This window comes from Pseudoxanthomonas daejeonensis (genome assembly GCF_022637495.1).
Taxonomy (GTDB): Bacteria; Pseudomonadota; Gammaproteobacteria; order Xanthomonadales; family Xanthomonadaceae; genus Pseudoxanthomonas; species Pseudoxanthomonas daejeonensis.
Map to the genome: position 1 here is coordinate 2,394,437 of NZ_CP093331.1, position 19,996 is coordinate 2,414,432.

The following is a 19,996-nucleotide window of genomic DNA, read 5'->3' on the forward strand; positions in this document are numbered from 1 at the left end:
TGCGACGCCGCCTTCGCATCGTCGCTTCCCTCGCTGGATCGAGCGCGCCGCCGCCGCGCATGGACCCGCGTGCGGCTGCCGCTCAGCGCGGCTTGAACGCCACCTTGGTGCTGATGTTCACTTCGTCCGGGATGGTCGCGGTGTCGGCCCAGTCGCCGCCGCCGACGCCGAAATCCAGGCGCTTCACCACCGCCTTGCCTTCCAGCACCGGCTGCGCTCCGCCGCTCCAGCTGAAGGTCAGGGTTACCGGCTTGCGCACGCCGCGCAGTTCGAGCGTGCCGTCCGCGGCGTAGCGTCCATCGGGCAGCTTGCGGAAGCCGCTGGCGCTGTATTTCGCCTGCGCGATGCGGCCGGCGTCGAAGAAGTCCGAGGTCTTCAGCGTCGAATCGCGATCGGCATTGCCGGTGACCGCGCTGGCCAGGCCGATGGTCACGTCCAGCGTGCCCGTTTCCGGCTTGGCCGGGTCGAAGCTGAGCCTGGTGTCGAAGCTGGAGAAGCGCCCGGTGAAAAGTTCGCCGTCATAGCGACTGGCGAAGGCCAGGGTCGAGCCGGGCGCCTGCACGTAGTCGGCGGCTGCAGCCGGGGCGGCGCCCAGCATCGCGGCCAGCGCGGTGGCGACAGCCGCCGGCGAGGTGAGCTTGATGGTCATTCGGATTCCTTGGGTGGGGGGGCATCGATCCAGCGGCGGGGCAGCATCCGCGCCAGGGTCGCGTCGCGCTGGACGAAGTGGTGGTACAGCGCTGCGCCTGCATGGCCGATGACCAGCGCGAGCAGCACCCAGAACAGCAGTTCGTGGGTTTCGTGCATCGCACCGGCGAGCCCCTCGTTGGGCCGGCTGAGCTTGGGCACTTCGGCCAGGCCGAACCAGCGCAGTGGCCTCAGCCCGCTGGCCGAGTCGTAGAGCCAGCCCGAAAGCGGCATCGCCAGGATCAGCATGTAGATCGCGCCGTGCGTGAGCGACGCCAGTTTCGACTGCCAGCGCGGCGTGCCCGCGACCGGCTGCGGCGCACCGGCATACAGGCGCCAGCCGATCCGGGCCAGCACCAGCGCCAGCACGGTCAGGCCCAGCGACTTGTGCACGGTGTAGACCCAGAAGAATTTCGGCGAACGCGGCAGTTCGCCCATCACCAGGCCGATCGCGCCGATCGACAGGATCAGCACGGCGATGCTCCAGTGCAGCAACTGGCTGATGCCACCCCAGCGGTCGGCGCTGTTCTTCAGGGTCATGGCGGGGTGGGGTCCTGGGGCTCGGGCGGGGAGTCGGGGGGAGGCGCGGGGCTGTCGGCGGGATCGTCGCTGGCCGGCGGCGGGGTGTCCGCGTCGGCCCCGGGCGCTGGCGCGATGCCATCGTCATCGGTCGTCGCCTTGCCATCGCCTGCGCGCGTGCTGCGCAACGCCTCGGCTTCGATCCGCAGTTCGACCTGGTCGCCGATCACCGACGGCCAGGCATCCATGCCGAACGCCTGGCGGCTGAGCGTGGCGGTGGCGGAGAAGCCGGCGGTGCGGCGGAACGGCGGCAGCGGATGCCGCTTGAGTGCGTTGAAGGTGACCTGCAGCGGAACCTCGCGGGTTACGCCGCGCAGGGTCAGTTCGCCATGGACGATGAAACGGTCAGGGGCGAGCGATTCGACGCGGGTGGAGACGAATCGCGCTTCCGGCCAGCGTTGGGCGTCGAGCAGGTTGCGGGCGAGCGCGGCGCGATTCCAGCCGTCATCGCCCAGGTCCAGGCGTTGCAGCGGCACGTTCACGTCCAGTCGCGCCTGGCTCCAGTCGTCTGGGTCGAACTCGAGCGTGCCGGTGCTGCCCGAGAGCGTGCCCAGCGCCTGCGAGAAGCCTGCATGCGAAATCGCGAACAGCACCCGCGTGTGGACCGGGTCCAGTTCGTAGCGGGCCTGGGCGGCACCGGCCAGGGCGGGGACCAGCGTCAACCAGGCCAGCAGCAGGCGCGCCGCCCGCGCGGCCGGACCGCGGCGTATGGGGGGCAGGGAGGTTGAATCGGCGGACATGGCGGCATTCTAGGCCGGCATCGCCACGCGCGCGGCTTGCGCCTGCAACGATGCGTTGCGACGATCCGCACGGGGAAACGGGGTGGGAACGGGAACCGGAATGCCGATGTGGCGTGGGTGCGTGCTGTGCCTGTTGCTGGTGGTCGCCACGACCGCCGCCGCCGCCGTGCCCGAGATTCCACGTTTCCGCGTGCTCGGTCCGGCCGACGGCCTGCCGGCCACGACAGTGCCGGCGCTGGCGCGCGACCAGGACGACTTCCTCTGGGCGGCCACGTGGGATGGGCTGGCACGCTATGACGGCGTCGGCTTCCGCGTCTGGCGGCACGATCCTGAGGATCCGACGTCGCTGCCGGGCAACGTGCTGCAGGTGCTGTACGTGGATGCGCGCAACCGCATCTGGGTCGCGAGCGAAGGTGGCGGCCTGAGCGTGATGGATGCCGATCGCAAGGGCTTCCGCCACTTCCGCAAGGCGCAGTTCCCGCAGATGGAGAGCGAGGAAGTCTTCGCCGTAGCCGGCCGCGGCGACGAAATATGGTTCGGAACCTATGGCGGCGGCCTCTATCGCATAGACGCGCAGGACCAGGTCAAGCGGCTGCGTTCTTCCGATCCGGCGGTCAACGCCGTGCTGGACCGGGCAATCATGGCGCTGGCGTTCGACGACCGCGAGGGGATCCTGGTCGGCACGATGCAGGGCCTGGTGCGCTGCGCCGACAAGCAGGTGCATCGCCTGCCGCTGCCGGGCGAGTTTCCCTCGCCGACCGTGGTTTCGCTGTGGCGCGAAGGGGGGTCGACCTGGATCGGCACGACGCGCGGACTGTTCCGCCTCGGCGACGACGGCCGTTGGCGCACGCCGGCCTGGGCCGGGGCGTTCACCGGCAAGCAGACCGTTACCGCGATGAGCGACGACGGCGAAGGCGGCTACTGGATCGCCGCGACCAATGGCCTTTGGCGCGTCCGCGGCGGCAATGCCCCGGTGGCGGTCACCCACGAGGCCAAGGCGCTGGGCGTCAACAGCCAGGTGCAGGCGTTGCTGCGCCAGCCCGACGGCGCGTTGTGGGTGACGCTGCCGTCGCGCGGACTGGGCTACCTGCGCTCTGACTGGCGGCGCATGGCGGTGCTGGACGAAACCCATGGGCTCGCGGGAGGCCTGTATCGCGGTGTCGCGCCGGCCGCGCGGGGTGGCGTCTGGCTCGCCGGCAGCACCGGCAGCATCGAATGGCTGGACACGAGAACGGGCGAGACGCAGCCGCTGTCGTCGCAACTCGCGCACATGCGGCGCAATGCCATTCTCGAGGATCGAGGCGGCCGGCTCTGGCTCGACCAGGGCAACGGCCTGGTGCGGATGGATCCCGGCACGGGGGAGGTCGTGCAATGGCTCAACGACGGCTCCGCCGACACCACGCCGGGCAAGGCCATCCAATGGCTGCTTCCCGCGCGCGATGCCAGCATCTGGCTGGCCGCTACCGGCGGTGGCCTGCAGCGCCGCGACCTGCGGAGTGGACGCGTCCAGGAATCGCTGCCGGTCGGTACGCCCGGCTTGGCCATGGCCGACCTGTCGATGGTCCAGCTCGGGCCGGACGACGCGCCCTGGGTCGCCGCAGAAGCCGGCTTGCGGCGATGGGATGCGGCGGCCCGCTCCTTTCTTCCCTTGCCGGGGATGGATTCGCAGCCGGTGCTCGCCTTCGCCTTCGACGGTCCCGACCGGGTGTGGCTGCAAAGGCTGACCGGCCTCGAGGCGTGGGATCGCGAGCAGGACGCCTGGCAGCGGCGCCTGCACCTGGGCATCGGTGAAGGCATCCCCGCCACCGAAGCGACCGGGCTGGTCGTGGACCGCATGCATCGGGCCTGGTTGGCCACGCGCCGCGGCCTGTTCCGCGTCGACCCGCGTGCCGCCGACGGGGTGCCGACGGTGCGCCGATTCGGCGTGCGCGAGGGCCTGACCAGCCAGGAGTTCACCGAGCGCGCGCTGGCACTGGATGCCTCTGGCGTGCTGGTGGCCAGCGCCGGCGATGGCTCGCTGTTGCTGCTCGATACGGACATGCCCGATCCGGTGCGTCCGCCACCGCAGCTGGTCGTGGAGGCGGTGCGCGTGCGTCGCGGCGAAGAGCTGGTCGAGTTGCCGGCCACCGGCGGTTTCGAACTGCTGCCGGACGACCATGACCTGCAGGTGGTCACCCGGCTGATGGCTTTCGACGATCCGGAGTCCAACCGCTACCGCTTCCACCTCGATGGCTTCGACCAGGACTGGATCGGCGTGCAGGGTCGCGGCGAGCGGGTCTTCTCGCAATTGCCCGCCGGCAACTACCGGTTGCGGGTCCAGGCGGCGGCAGGTCCCGGCCAGCCCTGGTCGCAGGCCCGGGAGATCTCCTTCCGCGTGCCGCCGCCGTGGTGGCGCAGTCCCTGGGGCATCGCCGGGCTCGGTGCGCTCGGCATCGTGCTGCTGCTTTCGATCGGCTGGCTGTACCGCCGCCGCCTGAGCCGCCGCAACCAGTGGCAGCTGGACGTGCACAAGCGCGAGCTGGCCGAGCAGGCCTCGCTGGCCAAGAGCCGTTTCCTGGCGACCCTGGGCCACGAGGTGCGCACGCCGATGACCGGCGTGCTGGGCATGAGCGAACTGCTGCTGGCCACGCCGCTGGATCCACGCCAGCGCAGCTACATCGAATCCATCCGCCGGGCCGGCGAACACCTCATGCGGCTGGTCAACGATGCGCTGGACCTGGCCCGGATCGAGGCCGGAAAGCTCGAGCTGGACATGCAGGATTTCGACCTGCACGCGCTGGTCGCCGAGATCGCCGCGCTGATGGCGCCCAGCGCCGAGCAGCGCGGCCTGGCGTTCCACGTCCACGTGGCCGAGGACGCGCCGCGTGGCCTGCGCGGCGATCCGATGCGCGTGCGCCAGATCCTGCTCAACCTGCTCGGCAACGCGGTCAAGTTCACCGATCGTGGCGAAGTCGCGCTGGATGTGTCGCCGGGCGTGGACGGCGGGGTCGGTTTCGTGGTGCGCGATACCGGTCCGGGCCTCAACGACGAACAGCGCCAGCGCCTGTTCCGGCGCTTCGAGCAGGCCGATGGCGCGCGCACGACCGCCCGCTACGGCGGCAGCGGCCTGGGCCTGGCGATCTGCCAGGAGCTGGCGGTGGCCATGGGCGGGCGGATCAGTGTCGACAGCACGCCAGGGCAGGGCACGGCGTTCAGCGTGCAGCTGCCGCTGGCCGCGGTATCGCCGCCGGCGCCGGCATCGCGACACGCCGCCGCCGCATCGCGGCACCTGGACCTGCTGCTGGTCGAGGACGACCCGACCGTGGCCGAGGTGATCGCCAGCCTGCTGCGCGCGCAGGGCCATCGGGTCGCGCACGCGCCGCACGGACTGGCCGCGCTGGCCGACGTGTCGGTGGCGCGCTTCGACATGGCCTTGCTCGACCTGGACCTGCCGGGCATGGATGGCCTGGCGCTGGCCCGCCAGCTGCGCCTGCAGGGATTCGCACCGCCGTTGCTGGCGGTGACCGCGCGCGCCGACGGAGACGCCGAGCAGCAGGCGCGCGCGGCCGGATTCGACGGCTTCCTGCGCAAGCCGGTCACCGGCGAGATGCTGGCCGCGGCGATCGAGTCGCTGCTGCCGGATGCTCCCGGGACATGACGCGCGGCGGCCTGTGCTGGCGCCTGGCGGGGATGCTGGCCGGCGCCGGCCTGGCCCTGGGGCCTGTCGCCGCAGCGGCGCAGTCGCAGGACACGCAGCTGACTGTTGTGGAGACGCCTTCGCAGGTCGAGTTCCTTGGCGGGGTGCTCGCCGAGAGCCGCGTGCTCTATCCGCTGCAGGTCGGCAGCTGGGTCGCCGAGTCCGAGCATCGTTATCCCGAACAGCGCCTGGGCGTGTCGGTGCGCTACATCGACAACGGCAAGCAGCGCTGGATCGACCTCTATTTCTATCCCGCCGGCCTGCAAAGCGTGCAGAGCCTGGCGCTGGTCGCGGGTAGCGAGCGCGACGGCATTGCCGATGCCGCCCGGCAGGCCGGACGCGAGGTGGCGCTGGGCATGCTCGAGCCCATCGAATTGGCCCGCGGCGGCGTGGAGGGCCATGGCGTGGACGCCGCCGCGCCCGCGGCAGGCATGCAGCAGGCCTGGAAGCTGGGCCTCGCCTATCCGGACGAACGCGTGGCGTCGGCGATGCTGCTGTTCGCGCACGACCTGTACCTGGTCAAGGCCCGCGCCAGCGCGCCGCTGTCGTCCCCGATCGAGGACGAGCTGGTGCGATTCATGCAGGTGGTGGCCGCGCAGTTGCGCATCGTCAACACCGGAAGGTGCTGGTTGGCGGCCCGTACCGATATCGTCGACGCCTTGCCCGCTTCCGGCCACGACCGGGTGCGGGCCAGTTACCGCGACCCGGGGCGGGACGTCGCCGCGGTGGTGGTCGACGATCGCGTGCTGGTCGCGCGCGGCGAGGCCGCGCGCGCGCAGGCGCTCGCGAAGGAGCTGACGGGCACGCTGTATCCCGGTTGCGTGGCGCCGGAGGCCATAGAGCCGGAGGTGCCGCCCTCGATGCGCGAGATGCGGATCGAGTACCGCGCACCGAACGCCGTCGAAGGACCCTCGCGCGGCCCCCGGATCGGGCGGCCGCAGCCACCGCAATCCGGGACGGGATGAGCGCGCCCTCAGCGCGCGCTGTGCGCGTGCACCGCCTCGACCAGCGCGGCGACGTGCTCGGGATCCATGTCCGGCGACATGCCGTGGCCGAGGTTGAACACGTGGCCCTCGCGCGATCCGCCATTGCCGGCGGCGTAGTCGTCGAGCACGCGCGCGGCTTCGCGCGCGATCGCCTGCGGGCTGCCGTACAGGGTGGCCGGATCCAGGTTGCCCTGCAGCGCGACGCGGCCGCCTGTGCGGCGCGCGGCTTCGGACAGGTCGACCAGCCAGTCGACGCCGACCGCGTCGGTGCCGGTGGCGGCCAGCGCTTCCAGGTGCGGGGCGTTGCCCTTGCCGAACAGGATCAGCGGCGTGCGCGCGTCGCCTTCGCCGCGTTGCAGCTCGCGCGCGATGCGCTCCAGGTACGGCAGCGAGAACTCGCGGTACAGCGACGGCGACAGCACGCCGCCCCAGGTGTCGAACACCTGCAGCGCCTGCGCGCCGGCCGCGCGCTGCGCCGACAGGTAGGCGATCACCGCGTCGGTGACCACGCCCAGCATCCGGTGCAGAAGCTCGGGCCGGTTGAAGGCCATCGCCTTGATCTTCGAATAGTTGTCGCTGCCGCCGCCCTCGACCATGTAGCAGGCCAGGGTCCACGGGCTGCCCGAGAAGCCGATCAGCGGCACTTGGCCACCCAGCTCGCGGCGGATCACGCGGATGGCATCCATCACGTAGCGCAGCTCGGTCTCCATGTCCGGCACGGCCAGGCGGGCGACGTCCTCTTCGTTGCGCACCGGGCGCTCGAACTTGGGACCTTCGCCCTCGACGAAGTACAGGCCCAGGCCCATCGCGTCGGGCACGGTGAGGATGTCGGAGAACAGGATGGCCGCGTCCAGCGGGAAGCGGCGCAGCGGCTGCAGGGTCACTTCGCAGGCCAGCTCGGGATTCTTGGCCATCGCCAGGAAGCTGCCGGCGGCAGCGCGGCTGGCGCGGTACTCGGGCAGGTAGCGGCCGGCCTGGCGCATCAGCCAGACGGGAGTGCGGTCTACGGGCTGCCGGCGCAGGGCGCGCAGCAGGCGGTCATTGGCGAGGGTATCGGACACGGGGAACCTGTGGCGGGGAGGGGAGGCTGGGGTCGAGGATCGCGGCCGCAGTGGGCTGCCTATTTCGGCGCCTCGGCGCCGCTGACGAACATGAGCTGGAAGCCGCGCTTGAGCTGGCTGTCGCGGGCCTTCTCGAAGGCGGCGGTGGCTTCGGCCTGGAGCAGGTACTGCTCGCGGCGCAGCTGCGCGCGGCCGCCGATCTGGCCGCTCTCGCGCAGCAGCTCCCAGCCGCCGAACAGGTCCGGCTGCAGGGTCAGCTGCAGGTAGCGGGGGGCTTCACCCGGGGCCGGGTGCTGCTGCAGGAAGATGCGCATGGCGCAATTGTAGCCGGCGCCATCGCCGGGGGCCGCCGTCTGGCCGGGTTCCGCGCCGCTTCCGCCAGGGCTGGCGGCCTGGACCGGCCATGGGCCGCGATGGGGCCTGGTGCGACCCGGGATGCGCGCGTGGTTTCCAGCACGGGGAGCGCAGGCGGGGCTCAGCCCTCGCCAAGGATCTCCAGCACGCGGGCCTCGTCCACGTCCGGCACCACCTCGGCGCGCCCCAGGCCACGCCACAGGACCAGGCGCAGGCGGCCGGCCAGGTTCTTCTTGTCCAGGCGCATGCGCGCCAGCAGCGCGGCCGGTTCCAGGCCGGCCGGCACGGTGGTCGGCAGCCCGCACGCGACCAGCAGGCTGCGCAACCGCTCGGTGTCGGTTGCTGCTGCCATCCCCAGCCGGACCGACAGGCGCGCGGCCAGGACCATCCCTACCGCCACCGCTTCGCCGTGGTTGAGTGCGTCGCGATCGCTGCCGGCGTACCCCTGTTCGGCCTCGATCGCGTGGCCGAAGGTATGGCCGAGGTTGAGCAGGGCGCGTTCGCCCTTTTCCAGCGGGTCGCGCTCGACGATCCCGGCCTTGTGTTCGCAGCTGCGCGCGATCGCCTCCGCCAGCACCCGGTCGTCGCCGGCCAGCAGGGCCTCGCGCTCGGCCTCCAGCCACTGGAAGAACAGCGGGTCGCGGATCGCCCCGTACTTGATCACTTCCGCCAGGCCGGCCCGCAGTTCGCGCGGCGGCAGGGTGCGCAGCGCGGCGGTGTCGGCGAACACCGCGCGCGGCGGATGGAAGGCGCCGACCAGGTTCTTGCCCTGCGGGATGTCGACCGCGGTCTTGCCGCCGACCGACGAATCGACCATCGACAGCAGGGTGGTGGGCAGTTGCACGCAGTCCACGCCGCGCATCCAGCACGCCGCGGCGAAACCGGCCAGGTCGCCGACCACGCCGCCCCCGAGCGCATACACGGTGGCGTCGCGGGTGGCGCCCAGCGCGGCCAGCGCGTCGATCACCCCGCCGAAGCTGGCCAGGGTCTTGTGCGCCTCGCCGGCGGGGATCACGTGCAGGGCGATGTGCAGGTCCGGTCGCGCGGCGCGCAGCGCGGCCTCGACCGTGCCCGCGTACAGCGGCGCGACGTGGCTGTCGCTCAGCAGCAACACGTGGCGGCCCCGTGCGTGCGAGGCCAGGCGCGCGCCGTCGCCGAGCAGTCCGGGTCCGATGTCGATGGAGTAGGGAGTGTCGCCGCCCACTGCGACCGTGCGCGTCGCGCTCATGCCGCGACACCGCCGAAGTTCCAGCGGCTGGCCAGCTGCAGGGCCAGGCGCGTGGCGGCATCGGTTGCGGTCAGGCCGTCGGTATCCATGGACAGGTCGGCAACCTCGCGGTAAAGCGGTTCGCGTGCCAGGGCCAGGTCGCGCAGCACCTGGTCGCGATCGGCCCGCTGCAGCAACGGGCGGGTACGGTCGCGCGCCAGTCGCTTCATCTGCGCCTCCAGCCCGGCCGACAGGTAGACGACGAAGCCGCGTTCGCGCATGAGGCGGCGGTTCTCCGCATCCAGGACCGCGCCGCCGCCGGTGGCGACGAGCTGCCCCTCGCCGGCCAGCAGTTCGGACAGCGCGCAGCGCTCGCGCTCGCGGAAGCCCGACTCGCCCACGTGCTCGAAGATCGCGGTGATGGTCGCGCCGGTGCGCTGTTCGATGTGGTGGTCGGCGTCCACGAACTGCAGGCCGAAGCGCTCGGCAAGGCGCCGTCCGATCGAGGTCTTGCCGGCGCCCATCGGGCCGACCAGCACGAGGTTGGGTGCGGGATTCATGGGCAGGGATGCTAGCACCGGCTCCGGAAGCGGACGACGGTCACCGCTGCAACCGAGCGCGCGCGTATCGATGCGCCGGATGTGGCGAGGGCCGCCGGGTCATGCCGCGGGGTTAACACGCGTGGCAACAGACTCTGGCTCCCGGCGCGCAGGCGCCCCCAGCAGGAGTGTCGCCATGTCGATCGCCAAGGTCATCGAAGTCAGCGCCTCGTCCAAGACCAGCATCGAGGATGCGGTCAGGAGCGGGTTGAAGAAGGTCGCCGAGACCGTGCAGGGCATCCAGGGCGCCTGGATCAACGAAACCAAGGTGGAGACCGATGGCGAGGGCAACGTCGTGGAGTGGCGGGTCAACCTGAAAGTCACCTTCATCGTCCAGTAGCCGCCGAGGGCCGCGGCCCGCTGGCCGCTTCCGCGACGGTGCGCCGTTGTCCGGATCAGGTGCGGATGGCGTCGCGTGCGAGGGCGCGATCCGCGGACTGCGCGGATGCGGGCACCACACTCACCGGGAGGTCGTCATGCAGATCTGGATCGGGCGCCTGGCGCTGGCTGGCATCGTTTCGATCGCCGCCAGCGGTGCAGCCGGCGCGGTATCGCTGAGCGACATGAAGGGCTTCGAGTCGCTGTTCGGCCGCTACGGGCCGAAGGGCGATTGCGCGAAGTATCCGCAGGTGGTGATCGACGCGGCTGGCTTTTCGCTGGACCAGGGCCAGGGCAGGGTCGAGCGCGCGCCGACGCTGGAACATGCGATCACGTTCTTCGGGCCGGACTACCAGGGGGACGCGGGCGCCTTCTTCCCGTACTGGACCGATGCGGGCCCCAATCCCCTGCTCGTCCTGGTCAACGACACCGGTCCCGGGTCGCTGACGGTCACGGGGCATGACCTGGGTTTCCCCGGTGGACCGCCGATGCCGCCGCGCTATCAGCCCTGGCTCAAGGGATCGCCCTACGCGAAGTGCACCGGGGGCTGAGCACTCAGGCAAGCACCTCGCGGCCGCCACCGAGCGCGATCACCCTGTCGGCCCGTGCGGGCAGGGTCCGCAGCGCCTGCCGGCTCACCCGCTCGTAGTGCTGGATGAAGCGCGCCAGGCTTGGCACGTCCATGCCGGCGCGTCCGGGCTCGGCGGCCTGCAGCGCCCGCTCCTGCTGCAGGCGCCAGGCGTATACGGCCTCGAAGTCCGGAGGCTGCAGGAACCAGAGCGTGTCGATGCGCTGCCACAGCGCCGGGTAATCACGGCCAAGCGCGGTGTTGCACCAGCGGCGCCAGGTGCCATCGGGGTCTTCGTCGCGCTCGAGGGCATTGAGCGGCACGCGCAGTGCGTCGTCGGCCTCCGCGGATACCGAAAGGCACCAGCCCTCCAGCACCAGGAGGTCGAGTGGACGCGTGGGGACCGGCCAGCGCGATGCGGGCATCCGGTCGTCACCGAGCTTGTCGAAGCGCGGCAGCGGAACAACGTCGCCGTCGCCAAGCGCATCGAGGGTCCGCAAGGCCAGCGCTACGTCGTGCGTACCGGGCGGGCCACGTGTGGCGAGCAGCGGATGCACTTCGCGCGCGAGCACCTGGCGATTGGCGGCCGTGAGATAGAAATCATCCAGCGAGGCGGTCGCCGCCGACATTCCCGCCGCGTGGGCGGCGGCTACGACCTGGGCGGCCAGCGTGCTCTTGCCGCTGCCCTGCAGCCCGCTGATGCCGAGCACGCGCATGCCGGTGCCCGCGCAGGCGGCACTGGCCACCAGTGCTTCGTGCACCAGTGACTCCGGGAAACCTGCGTGCGCCTGCATCGGCATGGGGCCACAATACGGGTCCCCGATGCGCGTGTGGAGCCACCATGACCGACCCGCTGTACACCGAGGCGCTCGCGACCTTCGGCCGGCTGCTCGACGAGGCCGCAGCCAGCGGCATGACCGATCCCAATGCGATGACCGTGGCCACCGCCGGCGCGGATGGACGGCCTTCCGCGCGGACGGTGCTGCTGAAGGCATTCGATGCGCGCGGCTTCGCGTTCTACACCCACCTGGACAGTCCCAAGGGCCGCGACCTGCGCGCCAACCCGCACGCGGCTTTGCTGTTCCACTGGCGCCACCTGCGCGAGGCGGGGGTGCAGGCACGGATTGCCGGTGGCGTGGCCCTGGTCGACGACGCCGAAGCAGACGCCTACTTCGCCAGCCGGCCGCGGATGAGCCAGCTGGGTGCGTGGGCGTCCAGGCAGTCGACGACGCTGCCTTCGCGCGAAGCGTTCGAGGCGCGCCTGGCGGCGGTCGAAGCGGAGTTCGACGGTCGCGACGTACCGCGTCCGCCGGGCTGGAGCGGATTCCGCGTGGAGCCGGAGTCGTTCGAGTTCTGGTATGGCGCCGGCTTCCGCCTCCACGAGCGCTGGTGTTATGAACGCGATGCAGCGGGCGCCTGGGCGAAGCGGATGCTGTATCCGTGACCGGCGACACCGGCATGCGCGCGCTGCCAGCCGCGGCGCGGTTTGCGACCCCGGGCAATCCAGCCGCACACGAGGTACGCAGCCTGCGAGCGGCCGGGCGCGCCGCCTGCCCGTACAAGGCGATCGCCTGATGGGGCCGCGGCGGATCGTCTGCCTCACCGAGGAGCCGACCGAAACGCTGTACGCGCTCGGCGAGCAGGATCGGATCGTCGGCATCAGCGGCTTCACGGTGCGGCCGCCACAGGCGCGGCGCGAGAAGCCCAAGGTCAGTGCATTCACCAGCGCGAAGATCGAGGCGATCCTCGCCCTGCGGCCGGAGCTTGCGATCGGTTTCTCCGACATCCAGGCCGACATCGCCGCCGAACTGGTGCGACGCGGGGTGGAGGTCTGGGTCGCCAACCACCGCAGCGTGGACGGCATCCTCGACTACGTGCGCCGGCTCGGCGCGCTGGTCGGCGCGGGCGAGCGCGCCAACGCCTATGCCGATGGGCTCAGGCGCGGCCTGGACGAAATCGAGGCACAGGCCGCCACGCTGCCGGTGCGGCCGAGGGTGTACTTCGAGGAATGGGACGAACCGATCATCACCGGCATCCAGTGGGTGGCGGAGCTGGTGCGGATCGCCGGCGGCGAGGACGTGTTTCCGGAGCTTTCCGCCCAGCCGCTCGCACGGGGGCGGATCCTTGCCAGTGGCGACCCGGTGGTGGAGCGCGCGCCGGACATCATCTTCGGCTCGTGGTGCGGCAAGAAATTCCGGCCGGAACAGGTTGCCGCGCGTCCGGGCTGGAGCGCGATCCCGGCGGTGCGCGATGGCGAGCTGCACGAGATCAAATCGCCGCTGATCCTGCAGCCGGGCCCCGCGGCGCTGACCGATGGGGTCACGGCGATGGCCGCGGTGATACGGCGCTGGGCCATGCGTCGCGGTGAGTGAGGCGCGGTGTCGGGCTGCCTGCGTTGCACCAGCGCCTCCTCGCGACTCCCTCGAACGACGCATGTGGATGCGCGCCGGGTCCAGGTCCGGCGTGTGCATCGGTGATCCGGCGAGGCTGGGAACGGCGGGTCGAGCGCCGGCGGCCGGACCGGCGGCGGTCGTGCCCAGCCCATGGTCACGCATCGAGAATCGGCAGGCACTTCACCATTGCGCGCGCTGAAACGTGTGGAAGGTCCCGATTGTGTGCGTAGGTGGATGCTAGGCTTTCACGCTCTTCCAGCGCGGAACGTTCCATGAAAAATTGCGGCCTGTGGGTGCTTCTGTTCGTGGCCGGCGCTGCCCAGGCCCAACCCGTCTACAAGTGCACGGCCGAGGACGGCAGCAACAGCTACCAGTCCACGCCCTGCGCCGAGGGCGAGGCTTCCGCGACCCGTAGCCATGTTGCCCCTTCGTCCGGTTCCGCGCCGCTCGGCTCGGCACCGCTGTCGAGCTCCATGCAGGCCGTTGCCGTGCCGGCCGGGCCGGGGCAGCGCCGCGTGCAGGTCCGTTACACCACGAACGCCGCGAATTCCGCCTGCGACGGTGCCAAGGCGCAGCGTACGGCCGCGCTGGGCGCTGCCGGTGCCGCCGTCAGCCCCGCGCTGCGCAACAGCCTCGACCAGGACGTGCGCAACGCCTGCGGCTAGGACTCGTCGACGGGCGCCGGCGGTCAGCCGCGCTCCAGCGCCGAGGGTGCATCCGCCATGCCCGGCCCGAGCCAGCATTGCGATCCCACCGGCGTGAAGCCCTGCGCCCGCAGGCGCCGCCGGTACCAGGCGGCCGCGCGCGGCTGGAAGCCGTCGGTATCGCCCTCGAATTCGTCTTCACCGGTGAACGTGCCGAGGTAGGCGACGCCTCCGCAAAGCTCGGCCAGTCCGGGCAGGCCGCGCGCCAGTTCGCGCGCCGGCAGGTAGTGCAGCACGTCGCTGCAGACCAGCAGGTCCACCGGCGCGCACGGGCGCAGCCAGGCGAAATCCCCGAAGCGGGCCAGGTGCAGGTTGCGCCGCGCGCCATGCCGGGCGATCGCATATTCGCTGCCGTCGAAGCCCAGGTAGCGCAGCGTCGGCCGCAGCTTCAGCAAGGGCGCGCGCCAGGCGCCTTCGCCGCAGCCGATGTCGAGCACGCTGCGCACCGGGCGCTCGAGGTAGTACTCGGCCGTGGCCACCGCCAGGGCGACGGTGCGCGCCAGCCGCTTGGGATCGTGCAGATCCTGGCCGCGGTACCAGTGGTCGAAGTAGCGGCGGTCGTAGGTCTTGGTCATCGGTCGCAGGACAGGGAAAGTGGATGGAAGCACCGTGCGTGCATCCCGGTGGTTCGACAGTGCGCGGTCGATCGCCGAGAATCCGCACATCCTAGCCGCAGGCCTGTCGCGCATGTACGCAACGTATCTCTGGGTGAAATCCTTCCACCTGCTGTTCGTGATCGCCTGGATGGGTGGCGTGTTCTACCTGCCGCGGATCCTGGTCAACCTGGCCGAAGCCGGCGAGCAGCCCGAGGTGCGTGTGCGCCTGCTGCTCATGGGGCGTCGGCTGTACCGCTTCGGTCACCACATGTTCGGCCTGGCCGCGCTGCTGGGGCTGGTGCTGTGGCTGGGCCACCGGGTGGTCGATGGATTTCCGACGATGGTCGGTTCGCCGGCGGGCTGGCTGCACGCCAAGCTGCTGCTGGTCGCGCTGATGCTGGCGCACTACATCATGGGCGGCCGCTGGCTGAAGGGCCTGGAGAACGGACGTGCGCTGCCGTCGTCGCGCGCGCTGCGCCTGTTCAACGAGCTGCCGGTGCTGGCGCTGCTCATCGTGGTCTGGCTGGTGCTGGCCAAGCCGTTCTGAGCGGCGCTGCAAGCGAGCGGGACCGTTTCCGCGTAAACACCGGTGTCTGGGCAGCAACATGTCGCTCGCGCCGGGGCCGTGGTGTCTTCGATTGGACCCGGGTTCCGCAAGAACCGGATACACCCGCTCCCCTGTAGGAGCGGGCATGACCGCGACACCGAGGGCGCCAGAAGCACGGGGGCGTCGCCTGTGCAGTCGTCGTCGGTGTTGCGGCCTGGAGTCCGCTACTGCAAGAGCCGTGGTCCGGCACGACGGGTTACGCGGCGCGTATCCGACCCACGCAGGGGCGGACATGACCGCTATAGCTTGGGCGTGGTAACTGCGCCGCCGCCTGCGCTGCCCTACCGCATGAAATCCGACGGCTGCGGCAACTCCACCGGCACGCCATTGTCGTCGCAGGTGCCGGCCTGGCAGAGGCGTTCCCGCAGGCGCGGCGTCGCCTGCACGATGAAGTGGTAGAGCGTGTTCTGCTCGACCGTGCCGCGGACCGCTTCGCTGCCGGGGCCGCGTGCCCAGATGCCCACGTCCTCGCCGCCGTGCGATTCGGATTTCAGCGGCACCAGCGCTTCCTGCAGGTAGTCGGGTGCGGCCGTATCGACCTGCGACAGGTCAGGACGGCCTTCCACAGGCGCGAACGTGCTCGGCGAATGCAGGAACCGCTTCGGGCCGGCCGGCTGGCGGTTGCTTTCGCCGGTGTTGCCCGGGCCATTGGCGTAGGTCAGCGTGGTGAAGGTCAGGCCGGTGGCGTCGCGGGCGTAGTCGCCGGGCGCATCGTCCTCGCCGCCGCGGCCGCGCACCTTGCCCAGGATGGGATTGCCGCGCACCGGATAACCGACGAAGTTGAGCGTGTGCGAATGGTCGGCGGTGACCAGGACCAGCGTGTCCCGCGCCGATGTCATCTCCACCGCGGTGCGCACCGCTTCCGACAGGGCGATGGTTTCGTCCAGCGCGCGGAAGGCGTTGCCGTAGTGGTTGGCGTGGTCGATACGGGCGCCCTCGACCATCAGCACGAAGCCATTGGGATCCTGCGACAGGTGCTCGATCGCGGCCGCGGTCATTTCCGCAAGCGAGGGTTCGGCGCTGCGGTCGCGGTCGTGGTCGAACTGCATGTGGTCGGGCTCGAACAGGCCCAGCAGGGCCGGGGCGCCGGCCGCGGCTCGCAGCTGCTCGCGGTTCCAGACATAGCGACCCTGCGGATGCGCGCTCTTCCAGTCGGCGACAAGGTCGCGCCCATCCAGGCGCTGGCCGACCTTGTCGTCGTACTCCGGATCGCGCTGGCCGACCGGGGTGAACTCGCCACGGCCGCCGCCCAGCAGCACGCGCGGGCCGCGGCCGTAAGGCGTGCCCACCATCTGCCGGGCGATGTCGGTGCAGCCCTGCGCGAGCGCCTCCGGCGGCAGGTCGGTGTCGTTCTCCCAGTCGCGGTTCGGCGAATGCGCCCAAGTCGCCGCCGGCGTTGCGTGCGTCAGCCGCGCGGTGGAGACGATCCCGGTCGCCATGCCGGCGCTGTCGGCCAGCTGCAGCCAGGTGAGGCGATGCTTGCGCAGGCTGCCGGCGCAGTCGTCGCGATGCCCGGCGGAGACACCGATCGCGCCCATGTGGGTTTTCACGCCGGTGCTGATCGCGGTCATCGTGCCGGCCGAATCGGGGGTCTGCGAGTCGGTGTTGTAGGTCTTGCTAAGGGCGGTATTCGGGAAGCGCTCCCAGCTCAGCTGGTTCTCCTCGCCCGGCTGGCCCCTGCGCTGGCCTTCGAGGATGCGCGCGGCGGCCACCGTGGTCAGGCTCATGCCGTCGCCCAGGAACACGATCACGTTCTTCGCCTTGCCCGACATGGCGCCGTTGCCCGCCGCGCGCGCCGCGCCGCTGCGGTACCACCAGTCGGCCGTTTCACCGCCCGGATGGACCGTCGCCGGCACGTTCACTGCGACAGGCGTGGTGCGGCTGCCCGAGACGTCCGGCGAAGCGCAGGCGCAGAGCAGGGTGGCGCAGAAGGCGGCGAGGGGCAGGACAGGCTTGGAACGCTGCATCACGGGTCCGGGATGGGCGCTCGGGCCGTGCCGCCATGGCAAGCCGCTGCGCGGCGCCAGGGCACGGCGCCGGTGGCGCAGTGGAGGGTGGCGCATTATGCCGCCGTGGCAATGTCATGCCGATGACATGTCGGCGTTCCACTGCCGTCATCGCCACCGCTGGTACCGGTGGGCTATCGTGCCGGTTCGATCCATGCGCCGATGGTGCGGACTTCCGATGAAACTGGTTTCGGCCTGGCTGGCCATCCCGTTCTGGCAGCGCGTGCTGGCCGGCTTCGTCCTCGGCGCGCTCGCCGGCTGGCTGATGGGACCCGCGGCGCAGACCTGGTTCGGGCCGCTGGGCACGATCTACGTGACCCTGATCCGGATGATCGCGGTGCCGCTGGTGCTGTTCGCGGTGATCAATGCCGTCGCCTCCCTGCACGGGCAGAAGTCGGTGGCCGCGCTGGGCGGGCGCACCTTCCTCTGGTTCGCCGCCACCGCCGCGCTGGCGGTATGCGTGGGCCTGGTGGTGGGCCTGGTGCTGAAGCCGGGCCATGGCCTTTCCGGTCTGGAGATGGCCGCCGGTTACACCGTGCGCGAGGTGCCCACGCCGGTGCAGGTGCTGCTGGACGTGGTCCCGGCCAATCCGTTCAAGGCGCTGGCCGAGGGCAAGATCCTGCAGGTGATCTTCTTCGCCGGCCTGGTCGGCTTCGCCCTGGTCAAGCTCGGCGAGCGCGCCGCGCGGCTGCGCGCGCTGGCCGGCGAAGCCAGCGAGACCATGATCCAGGTCACCCGTTTCGTACTGGAGACCACGCCGCTGGGCACCTTCGGTCTGATCGCCGGCCTGGTCGGCAGTTACGGCTTCGAGAAGCTGCTGCCGCTGGGCAACTTCGTGTTCGCCCTGTACCTGGCCTGCGCGCTGCACATCGTCTTCGTCTATGGAAGCCTGCTGCTGGCGCACGGGCTCAATCCACTGAAGTTCTTCCGCGGCGCCGCGCCCGGCATGCAGGTGGCGTTCGTCAGTTCCTCGAGCTTCGCCTCGATGCCGGTGGCGATGCGCAGCGTCACCCACAACCTGGGCGTGGACAGGGATTACGCCGCGTTCGCCGTGCCGCTGGGCGCGAGCATCAAGATGGATGGTTGCGGCGCGATCTACCCGGCGCTGACCAGCGTGTTCGTGGCCCAGTACTTCGGCCTGGACCTGTCGGTGAACCAGTACTTCGTGATCCTGCTCGCGTCGGTGCTGGGCAGCTTCGGCACGGCCGGCGTGCCGGGCACGGCGATCGTGATGGTGACCCTGGTGCTCAGCGCCGCCGGCCTGCCGCTGGAAGGCATCGGCCTGCTGGTGGCGATCGACCGCGTGCTCGACATGATGCGGACGATGACCAACGTCACCGGACAGATGCTGGTGCCGGTGCTGGTGGCCAAGGAAACCGGCCTGCTGGATCGCGACATCTACGATCGTGCCTCCAGCAACGTCGGCCTCGAACACGAGGGCGTCGGCGACTGAGCCGGCGGCCTCAGTCGCGACCGCTCGCGCCGGCCTTCTTCTCCGTCACGGCGTGGAAGGCGCTGCGCGGATAGCGCACGCCGCGCTTCACCGTCTCGGTCACGCTGCGCAGGTGATCGATGTCGGTGAGAGGATCTTCCGAGAGCACGACCAGGTTGGCCAGCTTGCCCGGCTCGATCGTGCCCATGGCCTTTTCCTGGCCCAGCGCGCGCGCCGCCGTCGCAGTCGCGGCGCGGAGCACTTCCATTGGCGGCATCCCGACCGGGCCGGCGAGCAGGTCCAGTTCGTCGTGCAGCGAAGGGAACGGCGCCTCGTCGGGATTGTCGCCGTCGGTGCCGCTGGAAATGGCCACGCCCTGCTGGAAGGCCTGCGCGGTCAGGCGCAGGGTCAGCCCGGCCGAGCAGCGTGGCGGCGCGCCCTGCTTGTCGCGCGCGTACTCCGCGACATGGCGCACGTACACCAGGTTGGTCGCGTCCAGGATGGTCCCGCGCGCGGCCATCGACGCGAACAGGCCGGTGATGGACGCCGGCATAGCGCCGTCCTTGAACGCGGACTCGTCGACCGGCGTGCGCTCGTGGTAACTGGCCGGCTTGTGCGGCGAGGCCTCGTAGGCGAGCGGGCAGCTGTGCGAGATCACGTCCACGCCGGCGGCGACGTCGTCGGCGGGCATCGCCGGGAATACCGCCGCATGCGCCCACACCGGGATGCCCTGGCGGTGCGCTTCGGTGGTGATCTTCGCCAGCAGCGGACCGGGCATGTCGGCGTAGAGCTTGATCCCGTCGGCCGAGGTGCCGCGCGCCATCGCCACGGCCAGGACCAGGTCGGTGCGCTCGTCGATGGCCTGCATCCACGGCGTCTGCCCGGGCGTCCTGCCGCGCGTCACCGCGATGGTGCGCGGATCTTTGAAGAAGCCCGGTCCGGCCATCAAGGCGGCGTAGTGGATGTCGGGCGACGGAATCTCGCCGACCAGCGCCTGCCGCGAGAGCTCGCCGACCGAGCGCACGTCGTCGGCCATGCTGCGCACGGCGGTCACGCCGGAGTAGAGCTGGCGTCGCAGGTTCTTCTTCGCCTCGGCCGCATCCGGTGGCGTGGCCAGGTGGACGTGGGTATCGATCAGGCCGGGGACGACATACCGGCCGCGCAGGTCCACGACCGTCGCACCGGCGGTGCGTGCCTGCGCGTCGGGCATCACCGCGGCGATGCGTTCGCCCTCGACCAGGATGCTGGTCCCCGGCCGTGCCGGGGCACCGGTTCCATCGATCAGCACCGCGTTGCGGTAAAGGGTGCGGGGCGCCTCCCCGGCGATCGCAACCGGGGACAGCAGCAGGCAACAGCACAGGACGCCACGGCGCATCGCACGATCCGGTCGGGAGGGATGCGCAGCATCGCCCGCCGCGTCCGC

Annotated in this window: 20 protein-coding genes; 9 read left to right on the top strand and 11 right to left on the bottom strand. The window is 71.0% G+C overall.

Translation table 11 applies throughout. From position 1 onward, the window contains the following. Positions 1-82: 82 nt before the first annotated feature. Genes MNQ95_RS10685 through MNQ95_RS10695 form a run of 3 tightly spaced genes read right to left on the bottom strand, consistent with a single transcriptional unit; the run spans position 83 to position 2,006 of the window. Positions 83-649, bottom strand: coding sequence for a YceI family protein (locus MNQ95_RS10685; RefSeq protein WP_162408253.1), 567 nt, complete (start codon positions 647-649; stop codon positions 83-85). After that, entirely contained in the window at positions 646-1,227 is a 582-nt protein-coding gene (locus MNQ95_RS10690) for a cytochrome b (protein WP_162408252.1), read from the bottom strand. The genes MNQ95_RS10685 and MNQ95_RS10690 overlap by 4 nt, the downstream gene beginning before the upstream one ends. After that, complete coding sequence (locus MNQ95_RS10695; protein ID WP_241952861.1) at positions 1,224-2,006, bottom strand: YceI family protein; 783 nt, start codon at positions 2,004-2,006, stop codon at positions 1,224-1,226. Before MNQ95_RS10695 ends, MNQ95_RS10690 begins: the two co-directional genes overlap by 4 nt. 100 nt (positions 2,007-2,106) lie before the next feature. On the opposite strand from MNQ95_RS10695, the gene MNQ95_RS10700 reads away from it, so the two are divergent. After that, a complete protein-coding gene (locus tag MNQ95_RS10700) occupies positions 2,107-5,643 on the top strand; it encodes a hybrid sensor histidine kinase/response regulator (protein ID WP_241952862.1) in 3,537 nt (1,178 codons plus the stop codon). Further along, entirely contained in the window at positions 5,640-6,647 is a 1,008-nt protein-coding gene (locus tag MNQ95_RS10705; RefSeq protein WP_241952863.1) for a hypothetical protein, read from the top strand. Before MNQ95_RS10700 ends, MNQ95_RS10705 begins: the two co-directional genes overlap by 4 nt. Positions 6,648-6,655: 8 nt before the next feature. Here the strand turns inward: MNQ95_RS10705 and hemE are convergent, their stop codons facing one another. From hemE to MNQ95_RS10725, 4 genes are all read right to left on the bottom strand, one after another. Continuing rightward, the gene (hemE, locus tag MNQ95_RS10710) at positions 6,656-7,729 is read right to left on the bottom strand and encodes a uroporphyrinogen decarboxylase (protein ID WP_241952864.1); all 1,074 of its coding nucleotides are present in this window, start codon (positions 7,727-7,729) and stop codon (positions 6,656-6,658) included. A gap of 59 nt (positions 7,730-7,788) precedes the next feature. Then, the gene (locus tag MNQ95_RS10715; protein ID WP_162410236.1) at positions 7,789-8,043 is read right to left on the bottom strand and encodes a WGR domain-containing protein; all 255 of its coding nucleotides are present in this window, start codon (positions 8,041-8,043) and stop codon (positions 7,789-7,791) included. A 161-nt stretch (positions 8,044-8,204) separates the two neighbouring features. Further along, on the bottom strand, positions 8,205-9,311 hold the full coding sequence (gene aroB / locus MNQ95_RS10720) for a 3-dehydroquinate synthase (protein WP_241952865.1): 1,107 nt from the start codon (positions 9,309-9,311) through the stop codon (positions 8,205-8,207). After that, entirely contained in the window at positions 9,308-9,850 is a 543-nt protein-coding gene (locus tag MNQ95_RS10725; protein ID WP_162410234.1) for a shikimate kinase, read from the bottom strand. The genes aroB and MNQ95_RS10725 overlap by 4 nt, the downstream gene beginning before the upstream one ends. 175 nt (positions 9,851-10,025) lie before the next feature. On the opposite strand from MNQ95_RS10725, the gene MNQ95_RS10730 reads away from it, so the two are divergent. Next, the gene (locus tag MNQ95_RS10730; RefSeq protein ID WP_162410233.1) at positions 10,026-10,229 is read left to right on the top strand and encodes a dodecin family protein; all 204 of its coding nucleotides are present in this window, start codon (positions 10,026-10,028) and stop codon (positions 10,227-10,229) included. Between the two features lie 136 nt (positions 10,230-10,365). Beyond that, a complete protein-coding gene (locus MNQ95_RS10735; RefSeq protein ID WP_162410232.1) occupies positions 10,366-10,818 on the top strand; it encodes a hypothetical protein in 453 nt (150 codons plus the stop codon). A 4-nt stretch (positions 10,819-10,822) separates the two neighbouring features. On the opposite strand, the gene MNQ95_RS10740 is transcribed toward MNQ95_RS10735, so the two are convergent. Then, positions 10,823-11,635, bottom strand: a complete 813-nt coding sequence (locus MNQ95_RS10740) for a kinase (protein WP_162410231.1) — start codon at positions 11,633-11,635, stop codon at positions 10,823-10,825. A 41-nt stretch (positions 11,636-11,676) separates the two neighbouring features. Between MNQ95_RS10740 and pdxH the strand changes: the two genes are divergently transcribed. From pdxH to MNQ95_RS10755, 3 genes are all read left to right on the top strand, one after another. Next, positions 11,677-12,279 carry a pyridoxamine 5'-phosphate oxidase gene (pdxH, locus tag MNQ95_RS10745; protein WP_162410230.1) on the top strand — a complete coding sequence of 201 codons (603 nt, stop codon included), beginning with the start codon at positions 11,677-11,679 and terminating at the stop codon, positions 12,277-12,279. 130 nt (positions 12,280-12,409) lie between these two features. Then, positions 12,410-13,207 carry a cobalamin-binding protein gene (locus MNQ95_RS10750; protein ID WP_241952866.1) on the top strand — a complete coding sequence of 266 codons (798 nt, stop codon included), beginning with the start codon at positions 12,410-12,412 and terminating at the stop codon, positions 13,205-13,207. Positions 13,208-13,500: 293 nt separating this feature from the next. After that, positions 13,501-13,893 carry a DUF4124 domain-containing protein gene (locus tag MNQ95_RS10755; protein WP_162410228.1) on the top strand — a complete coding sequence of 131 codons (393 nt, stop codon included), beginning with the start codon at positions 13,501-13,503 and terminating at the stop codon, positions 13,891-13,893. Positions 13,894-13,916: 23 nt separating this feature from the next. Here the strand turns inward: MNQ95_RS10755 and MNQ95_RS10760 are convergent, their stop codons facing one another. After that, positions 13,917-14,507: a class I SAM-dependent DNA methyltransferase gene (locus MNQ95_RS10760; protein WP_162410227.1), complete on the bottom strand. Its 591-nt coding sequence runs from the start codon at positions 14,505-14,507 to the stop codon at positions 13,917-13,919. A gap of 112 nt (positions 14,508-14,619) precedes the next feature. On the opposite strand from MNQ95_RS10760, the gene MNQ95_RS10765 reads away from it, so the two are divergent. Continuing rightward, the gene (locus tag MNQ95_RS10765) at positions 14,620-15,075 is read left to right on the top strand and encodes a CopD family protein (RefSeq protein ID WP_162410257.1); all 456 of its coding nucleotides are present in this window, start codon (positions 14,620-14,622) and stop codon (positions 15,073-15,075) included. Positions 15,076-15,416: 341 nt separating this feature from the next. Here the strand turns inward: MNQ95_RS10765 and MNQ95_RS10770 are convergent, their stop codons facing one another. Then, positions 15,417-17,102 carry an alkaline phosphatase family protein gene (locus MNQ95_RS10770; RefSeq protein WP_241952867.1) on the bottom strand — a complete coding sequence of 562 codons (1,686 nt, stop codon included), beginning with the start codon at positions 17,100-17,102 and terminating at the stop codon, positions 15,417-15,419. 217 nt (positions 17,103-17,319) lie between these two features. On the opposite strand from MNQ95_RS10770, the gene MNQ95_RS10775 reads away from it, so the two are divergent. Beyond that, a complete protein-coding gene (locus MNQ95_RS10775) occupies positions 17,320-18,594 on the top strand; it encodes a dicarboxylate/amino acid:cation symporter (RefSeq protein ID WP_241952868.1) in 1,275 nt (424 codons plus the stop codon). 10 nt (positions 18,595-18,604) lie between these two features. On the opposite strand, the gene MNQ95_RS10780 is transcribed toward MNQ95_RS10775, so the two are convergent. After that, positions 18,605-19,948 carry an amidohydrolase family protein gene (locus MNQ95_RS10780; RefSeq protein WP_241952869.1) on the bottom strand — a complete coding sequence of 448 codons (1,344 nt, stop codon included), beginning with the start codon at positions 19,946-19,948 and terminating at the stop codon, positions 18,605-18,607. Between the last annotated feature and the right edge of the window lie 48 nt (positions 19,949-19,996).

Coding starts and splice junctions, on each gene's coding strand:
- MNQ95_RS10770 (WP_241952867.1), bottom strand. CDS start 17,102: ATGCAGCGTTCCAAGCCTGTCCTGCCCCTCGCCGCCTTCTGCGCCACC.
- MNQ95_RS10705 (WP_241952863.1), top strand. CDS start 5,640: ATGACGCGCGGCGGCCTGTGCTGGCGCCTGGCGGGGATGCTGGCCGGC.
- MNQ95_RS10690 (WP_162408252.1), bottom strand. CDS start 1,227: ATGACCCTGAAGAACAGCGCCGACCGCTGGGGTGGCATCAGCCAGTTG.
- MNQ95_RS10755 (WP_162410228.1), top strand. CDS start 13,501: ATGAAAAATTGCGGCCTGTGGGTGCTTCTGTTCGTGGCCGGCGCTGCC.
- MNQ95_RS10780 (WP_241952869.1), bottom strand. CDS start 19,948: ATGCGCCGTGGCGTCCTGTGCTGTTGCCTGCTGCTGTCCCCGGTTGCG.
- MNQ95_RS10730 (WP_162410233.1), top strand. CDS start 10,026: ATGTCGATCGCCAAGGTCATCGAAGTCAGCGCCTCGTCCAAGACCAGC.
- MNQ95_RS10760 (WP_162410227.1), bottom strand. CDS start 14,507: ATGACCAAGACCTACGACCGCCGCTACTTCGACCACTGGTACCGCGGC.
- MNQ95_RS10700 (WP_241952862.1), top strand. CDS start 2,107: ATGCCGATGTGGCGTGGGTGCGTGCTGTGCCTGTTGCTGGTGGTCGCC.
- MNQ95_RS10765 (WP_162410257.1), top strand. CDS start 14,620: ATGTACGCAACGTATCTCTGGGTGAAATCCTTCCACCTGCTGTTCGTG.
- MNQ95_RS10740 (WP_162410231.1), bottom strand. CDS start 11,635: ATGCCGATGCAGGCGCACGCAGGTTTCCCGGAGTCACTGGTGCACGAA.
- MNQ95_RS10735 (WP_162410232.1), top strand. CDS start 10,366: ATGCAGATCTGGATCGGGCGCCTGGCGCTGGCTGGCATCGTTTCGATC.
- MNQ95_RS10775 (WP_241952868.1), top strand. CDS start 17,320: ATGAAACTGGTTTCGGCCTGGCTGGCCATCCCGTTCTGGCAGCGCGTG.
- MNQ95_RS10750 (WP_241952866.1), top strand. CDS start 12,410: ATGGGGCCGCGGCGGATCGTCTGCCTCACCGAGGAGCCGACCGAAACG.
- MNQ95_RS10725 (WP_162410234.1), bottom strand. CDS start 9,850: ATGAATCCCGCACCCAACCTCGTGCTGGTCGGCCCGATGGGCGCCGGC.
- MNQ95_RS10715 (WP_162410236.1), bottom strand. CDS start 8,043: ATGCGCATCTTCCTGCAGCAGCACCCGGCCCCGGGTGAAGCCCCCCGC.
- MNQ95_RS10695 (WP_241952861.1), bottom strand. CDS start 2,006: ATGTCCGCCGATTCAACCTCCCTGCCCCCCATACGCCGCGGTCCGGCC.
- MNQ95_RS10685 (WP_162408253.1), bottom strand. CDS start 649: ATGACCATCAAGCTCACCTCGCCGGCGGCTGTCGCCACCGCGCTGGCC.
- pdxH (WP_162410230.1), top strand. CDS start 11,677: ATGACCGACCCGCTGTACACCGAGGCGCTCGCGACCTTCGGCCGGCTG.
- aroB (WP_241952865.1), bottom strand. CDS start 9,311: ATGAGCGCGACGCGCACGGTCGCAGTGGGCGGCGACACTCCCTACTCC.